16 protein-coding genes and 1 other RNA gene are annotated in these 13,509 nt (G+C 56.0%); 11 read left to right on the top strand and 6 right to left on the bottom strand.

The genetic code is table 11. From position 1 onward, the window contains the following. Nucleotide 1: 1 nt before the first annotated feature. On the top strand, nt 2-355 hold the full coding sequence (locus tag ABJD00_RS07360; RefSeq protein ID WP_413831517.1) for a DUF4345 family protein: 354 nt from the start codon (nt 2-4) through the stop codon (nt 353-355). A gap of 46 nt (nt 356-401) precedes the next feature. Here ABJD00_RS07360 and ABJD00_RS07355 read toward each other — a convergent pair whose 3' ends face one another. Together ABJD00_RS07355 and ABJD00_RS07350 are read right to left on the bottom strand one after the other, a co-directional pair. After that, complete coding sequence (locus ABJD00_RS07355; RefSeq protein ID WP_413831515.1) at nt 402-767, bottom strand: VPLPA-CTERM sorting domain-containing protein; 366 nt, start codon at nt 765-767, stop codon at nt 402-404. Further along, nucleotides 764-1,144, bottom strand: a complete 381-nt coding sequence (locus ABJD00_RS07350) for a hypothetical protein (protein ID WP_413831513.1) — start codon at nt 1,142-1,144, stop codon at nt 764-766. The genes ABJD00_RS07355 and ABJD00_RS07350 overlap by 4 nt, the downstream gene beginning before the upstream one ends. A gap of 279 nt (nt 1,145-1,423) precedes the next feature. Here ABJD00_RS07350 and ssrA point away from each other — a divergent pair. From ssrA to ABJD00_RS07320, 6 genes are all read left to right on the top strand, one after another. After that, nucleotides 1,424-1,772: a transfer-messenger RNA gene (ssrA, locus tag ABJD00_RS07345) on the top strand. Nucleotides 1,773-1,885: 113 nt separating this feature from the next. Next, nucleotides 1,886-2,314 (top strand): hypothetical protein, encoded by a 429-nt coding sequence (locus ABJD00_RS07340; protein ID WP_413831511.1) that lies wholly within the window; start codon nt 1,886-1,888, stop codon nt 2,312-2,314. Nucleotides 2,315-2,378: 64 nt separating this feature from the next. Then, complete coding sequence (locus tag ABJD00_RS07335; protein ID WP_413831509.1) at nt 2,379-2,744, top strand: hypothetical protein; 366 nt, start codon at nt 2,379-2,381, stop codon at nt 2,742-2,744. A gap of 336 nt (nt 2,745-3,080) precedes the next feature. Beyond that, complete coding sequence (locus ABJD00_RS07330) at nt 3,081-3,896, top strand: chromate resistance protein ChrB domain-containing protein (RefSeq protein WP_413831507.1); 816 nt, start codon at nt 3,081-3,083, stop codon at nt 3,894-3,896. After that, on the top strand, nt 3,893-5,146 hold the full coding sequence (gene chrA, locus ABJD00_RS07325; protein ID WP_413831505.1) for a chromate efflux transporter: 1,254 nt from the start codon (nt 3,893-3,895) through the stop codon (nt 5,144-5,146). Before ABJD00_RS07330 ends, chrA begins: the two co-directional genes overlap by 4 nt. Before the next feature lie 77 nt (nt 5,147-5,223). Next, entirely contained in the window at nt 5,224-5,727 is a 504-nt protein-coding gene (locus tag ABJD00_RS07320; RefSeq protein WP_413831503.1) for an SspB family protein, read from the top strand. A 7-nt stretch (nt 5,728-5,734) separates the two neighbouring features. On the opposite strand, the gene ABJD00_RS07315 is transcribed toward ABJD00_RS07320, so the two are convergent. Further along, nucleotides 5,735-6,304, bottom strand: coding sequence for a hypothetical protein (locus ABJD00_RS07315; RefSeq protein WP_413831501.1), 570 nt, complete (start codon nt 6,302-6,304; stop codon nt 5,735-5,737). 171 nt (nt 6,305-6,475) lie between these two features. On the opposite strand from ABJD00_RS07315, the gene fumC reads away from it, so the two are divergent. From fumC to ABJD00_RS07300, 3 genes are all read left to right on the top strand, one after another. Continuing rightward, nucleotides 6,476-7,867 carry a class II fumarate hydratase gene (gene fumC / locus ABJD00_RS07310; RefSeq protein ID WP_413831499.1) on the top strand — a complete coding sequence of 464 codons (1,392 nt, stop codon included), beginning with the start codon at nt 6,476-6,478 and terminating at the stop codon, nt 7,865-7,867. After that, nucleotides 7,864-8,079, top strand: coding sequence for a DUF4169 family protein (locus tag ABJD00_RS07305; RefSeq protein ID WP_413831497.1), 216 nt, complete (start codon nt 7,864-7,866; stop codon nt 8,077-8,079). Before fumC ends, ABJD00_RS07305 begins: the two co-directional genes overlap by 4 nt. 90 nt (nt 8,080-8,169) lie before the next feature. Continuing rightward, nucleotides 8,170-8,388, top strand: a complete 219-nt coding sequence (locus ABJD00_RS07300) for a ribbon-helix-helix domain-containing protein (protein ID WP_413831495.1) — start codon at nt 8,170-8,172, stop codon at nt 8,386-8,388. 204 nt (nt 8,389-8,592) lie between these two features. On the opposite strand, the gene ABJD00_RS07295 is transcribed toward ABJD00_RS07300, so the two are convergent. After that, nucleotides 8,593-9,345, bottom strand: coding sequence for a cytochrome c biogenesis CcdA family protein (locus ABJD00_RS07295; protein WP_413831493.1), 753 nt, complete (start codon nt 9,343-9,345; stop codon nt 8,593-8,595). 93 nt (nt 9,346-9,438) lie between these two features. Between ABJD00_RS07295 and ABJD00_RS07290 the strand changes: the two genes are divergently transcribed. Beyond that, entirely contained in the window at nt 9,439-9,669 is a 231-nt protein-coding gene (locus ABJD00_RS07290) for a sulfurtransferase TusA family protein (RefSeq protein WP_413831491.1), read from the top strand. A 49-nt stretch (nt 9,670-9,718) separates the two neighbouring features. Here the strand turns inward: ABJD00_RS07290 and ABJD00_RS07285 are convergent, their stop codons facing one another. Together ABJD00_RS07285 and ABJD00_RS07280 are read right to left on the bottom strand one after the other, a co-directional pair. Next, nucleotides 9,719-12,403 carry an Rne/Rng family ribonuclease gene (locus ABJD00_RS07285; RefSeq protein ID WP_413831489.1) on the bottom strand — a complete coding sequence of 895 codons (2,685 nt, stop codon included), beginning with the start codon at nt 12,401-12,403 and terminating at the stop codon, nt 9,719-9,721. 403 nt (nt 12,404-12,806) lie between these two features. After that, nucleotides 12,807-13,490 carry an HAD family hydrolase gene (locus ABJD00_RS07280; RefSeq protein WP_413831487.1) on the bottom strand — a complete coding sequence of 228 codons (684 nt, stop codon included), beginning with the start codon at nt 13,488-13,490 and terminating at the stop codon, nt 12,807-12,809. Nucleotides 13,491-13,509 lie beyond the last annotated feature (19 nt).

The raw sequence follows: 13,509 nt of genomic DNA, 5'->3' as shown, positions 1-13,509 counted from the left end.
CATGATTGATATTCTGAATGTGATCGCTGCTCTTTTGACAATTGGCTTTGGCCTGTTTGGGTTTCTCGCGCCACGCTACACTGCGTCGGCTCTGGATCTCGCCCCCACTGACAGCACCATGGGCCTAAGCGAAATGCGAGCCAGCGTGGGCGGCCTGTTCGTCGTAGCGGGTGCTGCTGCGATCTGGCTCGGCCAACCTTTGGGTTACGCAATGATCGGCTTTGCCTTCGCGGGCGCCGCGTTGGGTCGCGTTCTGTCGTTGGTTTTTGACAAACCTCCTGTGGGCAAAGTGCTCGTGTTTGGCGGCATCGAAGCCGTGTTGGCCGTGTGGTTGCTTTGGGCCAATATTTCATAAAAAAAGGCCGCCCCTTAGGACGGCCTATCCGACAGTTTTGTAAGCGCTATGCCGCTTTTTGACGACGCCGCAGGACGTACAGGCCCCCAAAAGCTGTCAGGACCAAAGGCAGACCTGCGGGCAGTGGCGTTGGAACCAAGTTGACATTGATGTCGCCACCTTTCCAGTCGCTGCTAGTGCGCCCCACTCCGCTTGTGTTGTTGAGGACGGAATACTTGAACCAGTTTGAATATCCGAATTCTTGATCCCACCAGTTGGCACCGTACCCCAGTTGACCGGGTTTGTAGTCGTTCGGGAAATTCAGGGGGCGCATCACAACGTCGATGACAACGCTACTCAAAGCACCTTCGCCAGTGATTTGACCCATCGTTGGGTTGTTGCCCATGTCGAAATACTGGACGTTGTCTTTCATTTGTTGGGTCGCATTGCTGCAAGTGCTGCTGCCGCAGTAAGGATTTGTGGGTTCGTCCGACGTTTTGAAGACGCTGAAGTCGAAATCAAGAAATAGTCTGAACCGCCTGTGGTCTGTTTTACCTTACCTTTTAGAGACAATTCCGTTCCGTCGTATTCAGCCCGACCACTTTCGATTGTCCAAGACTCTTCTCCAAGGAAACCAGGCAGGTAAAGCCCATGGGTGAACGAACGGTGCGTGTCTGGCGTAAAGACATCAGCAAGGCGGTAGCTGCCCTCATAATTGCCATCCACTGCTGGAAGAGATGACGCCGATGCCGATACGGCCCCAAACAGAAGGCCTGCGGACAGAACCGCAGATGTGAAAAAGTGCTTCATTATATTTACCTCACCATAAAATCAGAAAATGTCTGACAGTCGTTAATTCACTTGTAGCTTTGTGTATGCCTTTGGCGAATGCCTTGAGTCACCATATTCTTGCCATATTGCAATCTGCGGTAGGCAACTGATTTAAAATGGAAAACACCTCGTGCCGCCTTGGCGATGATTGGCTATCATGACGCGAAAATCATCCACCTTAACGCGCAATTGTTTCCGAAAAAATTGCCCGCCAACTTCTCAAGTTTTAGCTGGGACGAATCAAGCATCAACGCACTTGCCCTTTTCATCATGAGGTTGATTGACTATATATGGGATGTCGCTTGCGACTATGGACATAAACGCGCTCGTAATAAGCGGATCGGACCCGGGGGCGGTACCCGGCGACTCCACCAAACATCCTTTCATTTGGGATCATGGGGTCGAAATAGGATCGACGGACGTCTAAAGGGGTTTGCTTTGTCTCGGCTGTCTGCCACCGTTACCGGCGAAAACTGTACAATTGCAAATGACAATCGTGCTCCGATGGCAGTAGCAGCGTAAGCTGTTCCTAATATCGAAAATTAAGTCCTTACGCTTTGCAGCTTAAGGCGGGGTTCGCAGGCACCTGGCAACAGAAGCCTGCACTTTCCAAAAATGAGAACCTAGCAGCTAACTCGCTCAAAGCTTTGACGGCCTTGAACCTTTCTTAAGCACCTGCCGCTATCTTGCCCTTCGAAACTATAAATATGGCGAGGGCTGATGCCGCACAAACTCAAGACACTCGAGACCTATTTTCAGGAATTGTGGGTTAAGGGAAATCTTGACGCTCTGGATACTTTGTTCGCGCCAGGCGCCCGAACCCTTGGGATCATGGGGGATACCGAATTTGATGCGGAAGAATTGAAAGAGTTGGTTGCGATGGTACGGCCTCTCCTCGGTCCGATAACCGTTAGAACCCCCAAGATGATGGAACAGAACGAATGGCTGTCTGCCCTCGTCGAGATCAAGAGCCACGCGATCGACAACAACAACCCGGTCCACGTGTTCAACCACGTCATGGCGCGTTTTGACGGTGAATGCATGATCGAAATCTATAGCAATCTGGATGCGCTTACATTTTTCGAACAGTTGGGCCTTTTGCCAGACAACGCAATGGCTGTGATGTTGGGCGGAACCCGTTTGCGATGACGGTTGCGGATTTCACAGACAGTTACGCAAGGCAGTCGATCAAATATATTCGGATACCGATTTAGTGGAGCCGACATCCGCAATCTTGCGTCGTTTTTACACCGACGTCTGGGAACACCTGCACTATGACCGTATTGCGGATTACTTTCAGCCGGATTTGACCGGCAATATTCTGATCCCAGAACGCGCTGTGGATCCGGAGGAAGTCCGTGAGTGGATGCAGATTCTTGACGCACTGGTTCGCGACAAAGAAGTGACCTTTTTAAGCAGCATCGACGATGGAAGCTGGTGTTCAGCTTTCCTGAAAATCTCTTGCGTCTCTCGAGCGACCGACAAACCCGTGACGGCGTATCAGCAGATTCTATGCCGTCAGACAGACGGGTTGCTAAGCGAAAGCTACCCTCAGTTTGACTTGTTGGGGTTTTTCTAAAAACTCGATCAGTTGCCTGAAGACGCATATGCGTTGCTGATGAGCGGCACGGTCCTGCGATAGCTCTCGCACAATAGCCTTCGCATTGCCAAGTGCCTGAAAGGAATGCCTTACCGCTTGAACTCGAAACACAATGCTCGAACCGAATTACAGCACTTTTCGCGGATGCGTTACCAACGCCAAGCGACGCCGTGCATCAACCTACCCCCCTTCGCAAAGCACGGGTTGACGAGGTAATGCGCGTGCGGGCAATATATGACCATGGGGTAAACGCGAACACCCCGTGAGGCGCCAAGCCCAACGTTCGCATGTTTCCACATCCAAGGATGCATGCTCATGGCTGCCCCAAACGAAATAACCCCACCTCAACTCCTGCGTCTCATCGGAGCACCAGATGCACCAGTGATTGTCGATATTTCGATTGACCCTGATTTTGACGATGACCCTTTCCTGATCCCCGGATCAATCCGCCATCCCCATACCGATCTGCAGGGGCTCAAAGAGCTCTTAGGGAATGCGCCTTGTGTGATATGCTGTCAGCGCGGCATCAAACTTTCTCAGGGACTAGCGGCACGCCTGCGCGCTGACGGGCACAGAGCCGAATACCTAAAAGGCGGTATGTTCGCTTGGCGTGACATGAAGGACACGATCCGCGTTCCAGCAAGCGCCCTGCCCGCGCCTGTTGATGGTGCGACCCTTTGGGTCACACGTCATCGCCCCAAGATTGACCGGATTGCCTGCCCATGGCTCATCCGCCGCTTCGTGGACCGCAATGCGCGTTTTCTGTTTGTGTCACCGGGCGAAGTGATGGGCGTCGCTGATCGCTATGGCGCAACTCCGTTTGACGTTGAAGACGTGTTTTGGAGCCATAGGGGCGATGCGTGCACCTTTGAAACCATGTTGGACGAATTTGCGCTTCATTCCCCGGCCCTCGACCGGCTGGCACGGGTGATCCGCGCCGCAGACACCAATCGCCACGATCTGGCGCCAGAGGCGGCCGGTCTTTTGGCCATGTCAGTTGGTCTGTCGCGCCAGTATCGGGATGATCAGGATCAACTCAAGGCGGGCCTTGGTCTTTACGATGCTCTTTATCGCTGGGCCCGCGACGGTGGTGATGAGGGCCACGACTGGCCGGGCGTACGCGGGCAATGAACGCGCCATCGTTTCAGTCGTTGTTTGCGGTGTTTGGGCGTATTGGGCTGTTGTCCTTTGGCGGCCCCGCAGCGCAAATCGCTTTGATGCATGACGCGCTGGTCGCACGCCAAAAATGGCTGACCGAGGATCAGTATTTACGTGCCTTATCCTTGTGCATGTTGTTGCCCGGTCCCGAGGCCATGCAGCTGGCGACCTACTCTGGCTGGCGACTGCGCGGTGTCACTGGTGGTCTATTGGCCGGTTTGCTGTTCGTGGTACCAGGGGCTTTGGTCATTCTGGCGCTCGCCCTGCTTTATGTGCAGTTCGGAGGTTTGCCGCTGGTTCAGGCTGCGTTTTTGGGGATCAAGGCGACGGTCGTCGTGGTTGTTCTGCAGGCCTTGCTGCGCCTTGGGCAAAAAGCGTTAAGCGACCGGACCGCATGGGTGCTGGCCGGGATTGCCTTTGCGGCCCTGTTTATCTTTGGTCTGCCATTTCCGGTCATCGTGATCGCCGCCGGACTTTATGGCTATATTACTGCTGATCTGACATCGGCGCAGGCCGCACCTCCGCCTGTCCGCGCGCGCACGGCGCAAACAGTCCTGATTTGGGGCAGTTTGTGGGCCGCGCCATTGGTCATTTTGTGGCTGACGGCACAAGAATTCCTGCTTCAAATCGGTCTCTTCTTTTCCAAACTGGCTATCGTTACTTTTGGCGGAGCCTATGCGGTTTTGGCGTACATGACCCAAGCGGTGGTGCAGGACTACGGCTGGATTACCACGCCCCAGATGATTGATGCGCTTGGGTTGGCCGAGACCACGCCGGGGCCTCTGATTTTGGTGACCGAGTTTGTGGCCCTGCTCGATGGTTACGCCCAAGGCGGATTGGGGCTGGCACTGGCCGCAGGTGCGCTGACGCTGTGGGTGACCTTTACGCCATGTTTTCTGTGGATCTTTGCAGCTGGCCCCTACCTCGATCACATCTCAGCACGGCCCCGCCTTGCTGCTGCGCTCGGGCGAATTACGGCTGCCGTTGTGGGCGTTATCCTCAATTTGTCTGTCTGGTTTGCATTGCACGTGTTTTTTGCACAGGTCGACACCGTTCCCAACCTTGCTCTTCCGGTTCCGAACGTTGCCACGCTTAATATATGGGCAGTTGCACTAACGGCGCTGGCCATGGTGCTAATGCTGCTAGCCCGCGTGAAACTATTACCTACACTTGGTCTTATGGCGCTGGCCGGATGCGGTCTTTCGCTGATCGGGCTCACTTAAATCAGGCTTTGTCGCGACCCCCTCTTTTCACCGCGTGGAAAAGGGATATGCTGAAGACGAAGCTTGCGAGGACAACCATGAGCCGCAGCATTGATTACGGTAACCTGATGCATGAGGCCATGCGTGGCCTCATCCGTAAAGTTTTGGATGATGTGGCCGAGCGCGGCTTGCCCGGTTCGCACCATTTTTTCATAACTTTTGATACGAGCCATCCAGATGCCGAACTCGCTGACTGGCTGAGCGATCGCTATCCCGGTGAAATGACGGTGGTAATGCAGCATTGGTATGAGAAGCTGGACGTCGGCGACGACGGTTTTGCCGTGACGCTGAATTTTGGTGATGCGCCAGAGCCGCTCTATATACCTTACGATGCCATCAAGACATTTGTGGACCCTTCCGTCGAATTCGGCCTGCGTTTTGAAACGCAGGATGACGAAGACGGGACTGCAACGCCGGGAGCCTCGGCAGATATCCTGCCCAGTACGCCGGCGACCAAGCCAATGCCCGTCACGGACGAGGAAAGTGACGCCTCTGACGGCAAGCCTGCCGAGGTCGTGTCACTGGATAGCTTCAGAAAGTAGACGGCCCTCAGTCGCGCGCCAGAAACGTTTCGACCGCACGCTGGATTTCGCCGTCCCTGATGGTTTGGAACCGTAAATTCAGGCCTCCATCCGCAAGCGTTCGGTCATATTGCTGCAAGCTGTACCCACCGTCTGCTCCTACAAACAGCGAATACACGGTGAGTGTTTCGTCGACGATGCGTGCCCACACATAAGGTTCACCTTTCATCGGGTCGAGCTGGACCACGTGTCCAAAAACATTCTTGCGTTGCGCCGCGGCAAACACGGCGTCCCGATCACTGTCGACAAAGTCGATTTCATATGACTTTTCACGCACGGACCCGTCGCCGCGATAGGTGACAGACGTCCATTGGACGCGAAACCCATCCTTGGTCTCGGAAATCTCGACGCTCATGTCGCGGGGAATCAGGCTGCCATCCAGCGCGACCACCTCTGCCGATCCACTATACGTGCCAATGAAAGCAGAGGCGTCTGCGCGTGCTTGAAGGCACAACAGGGCCAGCCCTGCTATCAGCGTCGAAAAAGCAAGGGCGACATGATGCAGAACAGGACGAATGGTCGTGCGGCTGGCTGACATTGATCAAAACTCCCTTAAAACTTGCGCGCCCCTATTATATAGCGTGGCACCCCACAACTTTCATCACCCATTGTGTGAATTCGACATGTGGATGGGTCGTCTGCTTGTCTGCAAGGCCCCTGCCCGATAAACGACGTGGCAAGAAACAGATAAACCCATAGGAGCCTCTTCATGGCCGACACCCGCACAGAATCCGACAGCTTCGGCCCCCTTGAAGTTCCGTCCAACAAATACTGGGGCGCACAAACCCAACGTTCGATCATGAACTTTCCTATCGGGTGGGAAAAACAGCCCATCGCGATCGTGCGCGCACTGGGTGTGATCAAGCAGGCTTGTGCCATGCAAAACAAGGCACAGGGCGATCTGGACCCTGTGCTGGCGGATGCAATCATCTCGGCCGCGTCCGAGGTTGTCGCTGGGAAATTCGACGACAATTTTCCGCTGGTGGTGTGGCAGACCGGGTCTGGCACACAATCCAACATGAACGCCAATGAGGTGATCGCAAATCGTGCCATCGAGATTCTTGGCGGTGTTATTGGGTCTAAAGACCCGGTGCACCCTAACGATCATTGCAACATGGGCCAGTCCAGCAACGACACCTTCCCGACGGCCATGTATATCTCTGCTGCGATGACGGCGCACGAGGTGTTGCTGCCGGGTTTGAAAAAACTGCACGGCGCACTGGTGGCCAAGGTTGAAGCCTTTGATGGCATCATCAAGATCGGCCGCACACATACGCAAGATGCGACACCACTGACGCTCTCTCAGGAATTTGGTGGGTATGCCCATCAGGTCGCCATGGGAATTGAGCGGGTAAAGGACGCGCTCCGGCGCATCTATGAACTGGCGCAGGGCGGAACAGCCGTGGGCACGGGCCTCAACACCAAAACAGGTTGGGCCGAAGCTGTGGCCGCGCACATGGCCGAGATCACAGGCCTGCCCTTTATCACCGCACCCAACAAGTTCGAAGCACTTGCGGCCCATGATGCGATGGTCGAGATGTCAGGCGCACTCAAGACAGTGTCTGCGTCGCTGTTCAAGATCGCCAATGATATTCGCCTGCTGGGATCCGGTCCGCGCTGTGGTCTGGGCGAGTTGGTTCTGCCCGAGAACGAGCCCGGTTCATCCATTATGCCGGGCAAAGTGAACCCTACCCAGTGTGAGGCACTAACCCAGGTTTGCGCGCATGTGATGGGCAACGACGCTGCAGTCGGCTTTGCCGGATCACAGGGGCATTTTGAACTGAACGTTTATAAACCGATGATGGCTTACAATGTGCTTCAGTCGATGCAACTGCTTGGCGATGCGTCCAGCACATTTACTAACAATCTTGTTGTCGGTTTGGATGCGGATCGGGTGCGGATAGACAAGCTGATGCGCGAATCTCTGATGTTGGTCACAGCGCTTGCGCCGGAAATTGGCTATGACAACGCGACAACGGTTGCCAAGACAGCGCACAAGAATGGCACCACTCTTCTGGAAGAAGCGATTGCCCTCGGTTTTGTGGATGAAGAGACCTTCAACCGTGTCGTCCGCCCCGAAAACATGATCGGCCCCAAGTGAGCGGAACGCCCATAAACCTGAACAAAGTGCGTAAAGCACGTGCGCGCGCGGCTGCAAAAACGCGCGCGGAAACCAACGTGATGGTTCATGGGCGCAGTAAGGTGCAAAAAGAAACAGACGGGCTTGAAAGTGCGCGTCTGAGGCGAGAACTTGATGGCAAGGCCTTGAAATCGACCGATGATGTCACCGGTCAGGGCAGCAAAAAGCCATAATGCCATGTGATAGACGCACCCGTAAAAAGTGAAGTGTGTGTAAATGATTATCCAGTTCGACCCAATTAAAGCGCCAAGCGGGTGTAGGCCATGAGTGCCGGGCCGCAGAAACACTCTCTGACCCTCAAAGGGCATCGCACCAGCGTGTCCCTCGAGGCAGAGTTCTGGCGCGCTTTTCGCGACATCGCCGAGACAGATGGCAAGCCGATCAATGCGTTGGCCAGTGAAATTGATGCAGAACGTGCGCCCGGTGTCGGGCTGGCATCGGCTATCCGCGTATTCGTGCTGAAGCGACTGACCGATCATTGAACAATTGCGCGCTAGCCTGTTGGCCACGCAAAACAGTTTGCAAGCTGAACCGCCCTGCCCTGATCTCCTGCAAGTCTGAACCTGAGTGCGTTACAATCTGACAAGTCAGAACAACCCAGTCTTCAGCCGTCTTCCGAAGGATCAAACAGCGGGGGTTTCAGAAGTTCGTGTCAACTTTCAACTGGTTTTTGCTTCAAAGGCCGCCTAGCCGAAAGTTGCTAAAACCGGAAACTGCTCAAGCAACCAGAACGAAAAGCGTGTGAAAAGCCCGAATAGCATCGCCGCCCCGACAAGTAAGAGCAGCCCCCCCATCACCTTTTCGATCAGTCCCATATGACGCTTGATCCGGTTCATGAACCCCATGGCGCGGCTCATGAACATCGCGGCCAGCAAGAATGGGATGCCGAGGCCCGCCGCGTAAACGCCCAGAAGGACTGTACCGCGCGTCACAGACGCCTCAGAGGCGGCAAGGGTCAGGATCGCGCCCAGTTGCGGCCCGATGCATGGCGTCCAGCCAAATGCGAAGGCCAAGCCCAACACATAGGCACCAAAGGACGATCCGCCCTGATCACCCGCATCCATCCGGGCCTCTTGGTCGAGGAACGGGATGCGGAACACGCCCAAAAAATGCAGGCCGAATATCATAATGATTGCGCCGGATATCTGCGAGAAAAGCACCTGATTGGACAGGAAAAACGCACCAAAGGCAGACGCTGCAAAGCCAAGGAATAAAAACACCGTGCTGAGCCCGAGGACAAAGAACAACGCGGTGATCGTCGCGCGGTTGCGCCCAGAGCGCCCGTCAGCCATCTCCGACACGCTCATGCCTGACATATAGGCCAGATAAGGTGGGACGATAGGCAGGACGCAAGGACTGAGAAAGCTGATGATGCCTGCCAGAAGGGCCACGCTCATAGCCGGAAACAGGCTCGCGTCGATGATATCAATTCCGAACATGTCCCACCCCTATCCCGGCATGTGGTCCGCGTCACGTCCCACACAGTCACATGTCTGTGGACAGTCTGAAACATCGCGCCTAAGTGACAGGGCATGAGCGATACCGATCACAGTTTAGACGCGACCGGCCTTCTTTGCCCTTTGCCCGTTCTAAAGGCACGCAAACGCTTGCAAGGGCTGAAGGCAGGCGAGACGTTGATAGTGCAGGCTGATGATCCGGCTGCTATCGTTGATGTCCCGCACTTTTGTGCCGAAGCGGGTCATACGCTGGTTTCAAGCGAATTGGACGGCCCCGTCCAGACCTATGTGATCCGCAAACGCTGACCCGACAGTCTGCGACGAAAAAGGGCGCACCCGAAGTGCGCCCCTGATCTTACTTGCCTAACGACCACCAGCCGCGCTTTTTCGGCTTTGGTGGTGCGTCATCGACCACAGTTTCCGCCGCGACTGGCTCAGGCTCTACTGGCTGCGCAGCAACGGGCTCTGGAACTGGCTCCGCTGCCGCTTCTTCCGCGGGGGCCTCTTGGACAGCCGCTTCAGGCTCAGGCGCAGGTTTGGGTGCTTTCGCCCGCGTCCGTCTTGGCTTGGGTGCGGGTTTGGCTTCAAGCGCTGCCACGGCTGTCTCGCCTTCGGATGCGGCATCAACTGCTTCGGCGGTCGGGCTGTCCGCAACGGGCTCTTCTGAAGTGGCTTTGGCCGCAGCCTTTTCACCAGATTTCGACCGACGTGTCCGTGTCGGTTTCTTCTTGGGTGCAGGCGCATCCTCATCGGCAGCCTCTTGAGGCACAGTTTCCGAGCTAACGGCATCCTCTGCGGTTTCCGCAGCAGGGCTGTCTTCGGACGATTCATTTTCGTCGGACGCAGGGTTGTCCTGCCCGTTGCCTTTGCCGCGGCCACGACGCCGACGACGGCGGCGACGTTTTGGCTTTTGCTCGCCGTCCTCTTGGGTTGGCTCAGAAACAGGCGCGGAACCAGCGGCGGCAGGTGCTTCGTCGTCGATCACCTCGCTGTCATCCTCGTCCACCTGATCCATCAGAGACGTGTCCACAGAGACCACAGCCGTCTCCACCGCCTTCACGACGCGCGTTGCGGTTTTGAATTTTTCGATTGAGAAGTCTGGGCTGATCAGATGCGGTTCGCCTTCGATGCGCACGGACAAGCCATAGCGCCCTTCGATCTGAGCGATGTGCTCGCGCTTCTGGTTCATCAGGAAGTTGGCGATTCCAACGGGGCATTTCACCAAAACTTCGCGCGAACGGCGGCGCGTGCCTTCTTCTTCGATCTGGCGCAGGATAGACAGGGCAAGATTGTCATCCGAACGGATCAAACCGGTGCCATGGCAAGCATTGCAAGGCTGTGTCGTTGCCTCGATCATACCAGGGCGCAGGCGCTGGCGCGACATTTCCATCAGGCCGAATCCCGAGATACGTCCCACCTGAATGCGGGCACGGTCAGTCTTCAGCTTGTCCTTCATCCGCTTTTCGACGGCAGTGTTGTTCTTGCGCTCGTCCATGTCGATAAAGTCGATGACGATCAGACCCGCAAGGTCGCGCAGACGCAACTGGCGCGCGACCTCTTCAGCCGCCTCAAGGTTCGTCTTGAGGGCCGTGTCTTCGATCGACCCTTCTTTGGTGGAGCGACCTGAGTTCACGTCGATGGCCACAAGCGCCTCAGTGATGCCGATCACGATGTAGCCGCCGGACTTCAGCTGCACAGTCGGATTGAACATACCGCCAAGGTAAGTTTCGACCTGATAGCGCGCAAAAAGCGGGAGGCTTTCAGTGTAGAGTTTCACGTTCTTGGCGTGGGACGGCATGATCATCTTCATGAAGTCCTTGGCCGTACGATAGCCACGCTCGCCCTCGACAAACACCTCGTCGATGTCGCGATTGTAAAGGTCACGGATCGAGCGTTTTATCAGGTCGCCTTCTTCGTAGATCTTGGCGGGCGCGATTGATTTCAGCGTCAGCTCGCGGATCTGTTCCCACAGGCGTTGGAGGTACTCATAGTCGCGCTTGATTTCGGCCTTGGTGCGCTGGCTGCCCGCCGTGCGCACGATCAGGCCCGCGCCTTGAGGCACGTCAATCTCGTTGGCGATCTCTTTCAGTTTCTTACGGTCTGCAGCATTGGTGATCTTGCGGGAAATCCCGCCACCCCGGGCCGTGTTGGGCATCAGCACGCAGTAGCGCCCTGCAAGGGACAGGTATGTGGTCAGTGCTGCACCTTTGTTGCCGCGCTCTTCTTTGACAACCTGTACCAGCAGGATCTGGCGAACTTTGACGACTTCCTGAATTTTGTACCGCTTAGGGCGCGGTTTGCGTGCAGGACGGATGTCTTCCTGATCATCTTCATCGGCGACGGATTCGATGCTGTCGTCTTTGGCGGCCGCGTCGGGCCCCTTGGGTGTGTCTTCTTCGTCATCATCGCTGTCGGTTTCGGCGACTGCCTGATCGTCATCGCTATCCGCTTGGGCGACTGGTTGTTGATCGTCCTCAGATGCATCCGTATCGGTCGCCACTTCTTCGGGGGTCTCATCCGCAGCAGGCGTTTCCACAGGCGTTTCAGCCACGGTTTCCATTGGAGAAGCCGCTTCATCCGCTGGCACTTCTGCCTCGACGTCTGTGTCTGCGTCGAGGTCGATGGTTTGCATACCATCGATCTCTTGCGTCGCCTTCGGATCCTTGTCCTTGGCCGCAGCAGCGCGTGAGCGAGACCGTCTTTTGGGTTTGGGTTTCTCTTCGGCTTCGTCGCGGGCCTTCTGAGCCTCGACGTAAGCGCGCTCTTCCTCCATCAGCGCCTCGCGGTCGGCGACGGGGATTTGGTAGTAATCTGGGTGGATTTCCGAGAACGCAAGGAAACCATGACGGTTGCCGCCATAGTCTACAAACGCCGCCTGAAGCGACGGTTCAACCCGTGTTACTTTTGCAAGATAGATGTTGCCAGCAAGCTGGCGTTTATTTTCGGATTCAAAGTCAAACTCCTCGACCTTGTTTCCGTCAACCACCACAACGCGGGTCTCTTCCGCGTGGGTGGCATCGATAAGCATTTTCTTAGCCATTTAAGTCCATTGCGCGCGTCAGGCCGCACCGCCCCCGGGGGATCGGGCCGTCGTGATGCGTGTCTTGTCTGGGCGATATGCGGCACGCGGCAGGCCTGACCGGGAGGGCCTTCTGCTGGAACTCTCAATGTTCTTGCGCGTGTCATCGCGGTTTTTCTCCGACGCAAAACACCCCTCGGGGCGTTGCATCCGTTCATTAGCTGCACAAGACATTTGCCTGCGTCAGCATCTCGTGGCCTCTTTCAAGGCCCAATCGGTCTGTCGCCATGTCCGGGGGCTGGCCCGCCAAAAACAAGTCGACAGCGAAACTCGTATCCGGGGCGACGCGAAACAGCGTCGCAATCCCGTACTGTTAGATAAGGTGAACAGGTGGCGAAAGACAATGGTCAATTGCAGGTTAGCTTTAGGCCTGTGAACTTTCTGCGCTTTTGAGCGCCCCAAGACCCTCCAGAGCCGCCCAAAGGTTAGGCGCAACGCGTTGCCCAAGATCTGGCAAGGCTTGCCCGATAGGTCGAAGGTCGGGGATTTGCGTGGTGTGGCATCCAGCAGTTACTGCAGATATCGTGCCCGGGTCGCTGTCCTCAAAGGCTGCGCAGCAACGCGGGTCCAACCCGAATAGCTCGGCTGCCTGCAAATAAGGCGCAGGATCTGGTTTGTTGGCGCTTACTTCGTCGCCGGCCACCACAAATTCAAAATGATCGAGCAACCCGGAATGGACCAGATGACGACGAGCATTGGCACCGTGCGTGGAGGTCACAACGGCTATACGCGCACCCTGCCCGGCCAATGCCGCAAGAGCTTCACGCACCATTGGACGCAACGGAACATGGACTTCAAGCGCTGCCTTCACCCCGGCATGCATTGCATCGTTGAAAGCTACAGCATTTTCCCGTGATCCGGCAAACGCAGCGATCCGGCGCAATCCTTCTGGCCCGGAATTGCCAACAAGGGTCATGAAATGCGTCTCTGCTTGCGCATGGTCGAACCCCATAGGCCGCATCAATGCGATAGCCACATCGCGGTAGACCCGCTCGCTGTCGAGCAACAAACCGTCCATATCAAAAAGAAATGCCCCTGGCCGATTCATGCCGTGACCTACCCATCTT

The sequence above is a fragment of the Tateyamaria sp. genome (assembly GCF_039945315.1).
Lineage (GTDB): Bacteria > Pseudomonadota > Alphaproteobacteria > Rhodobacterales > Rhodobacteraceae > Tateyamaria.
The sequence above is the reverse complement of the archived record's forward strand: the minus strand, read 5'-3'. Positions and strand labels throughout refer to the sequence as shown.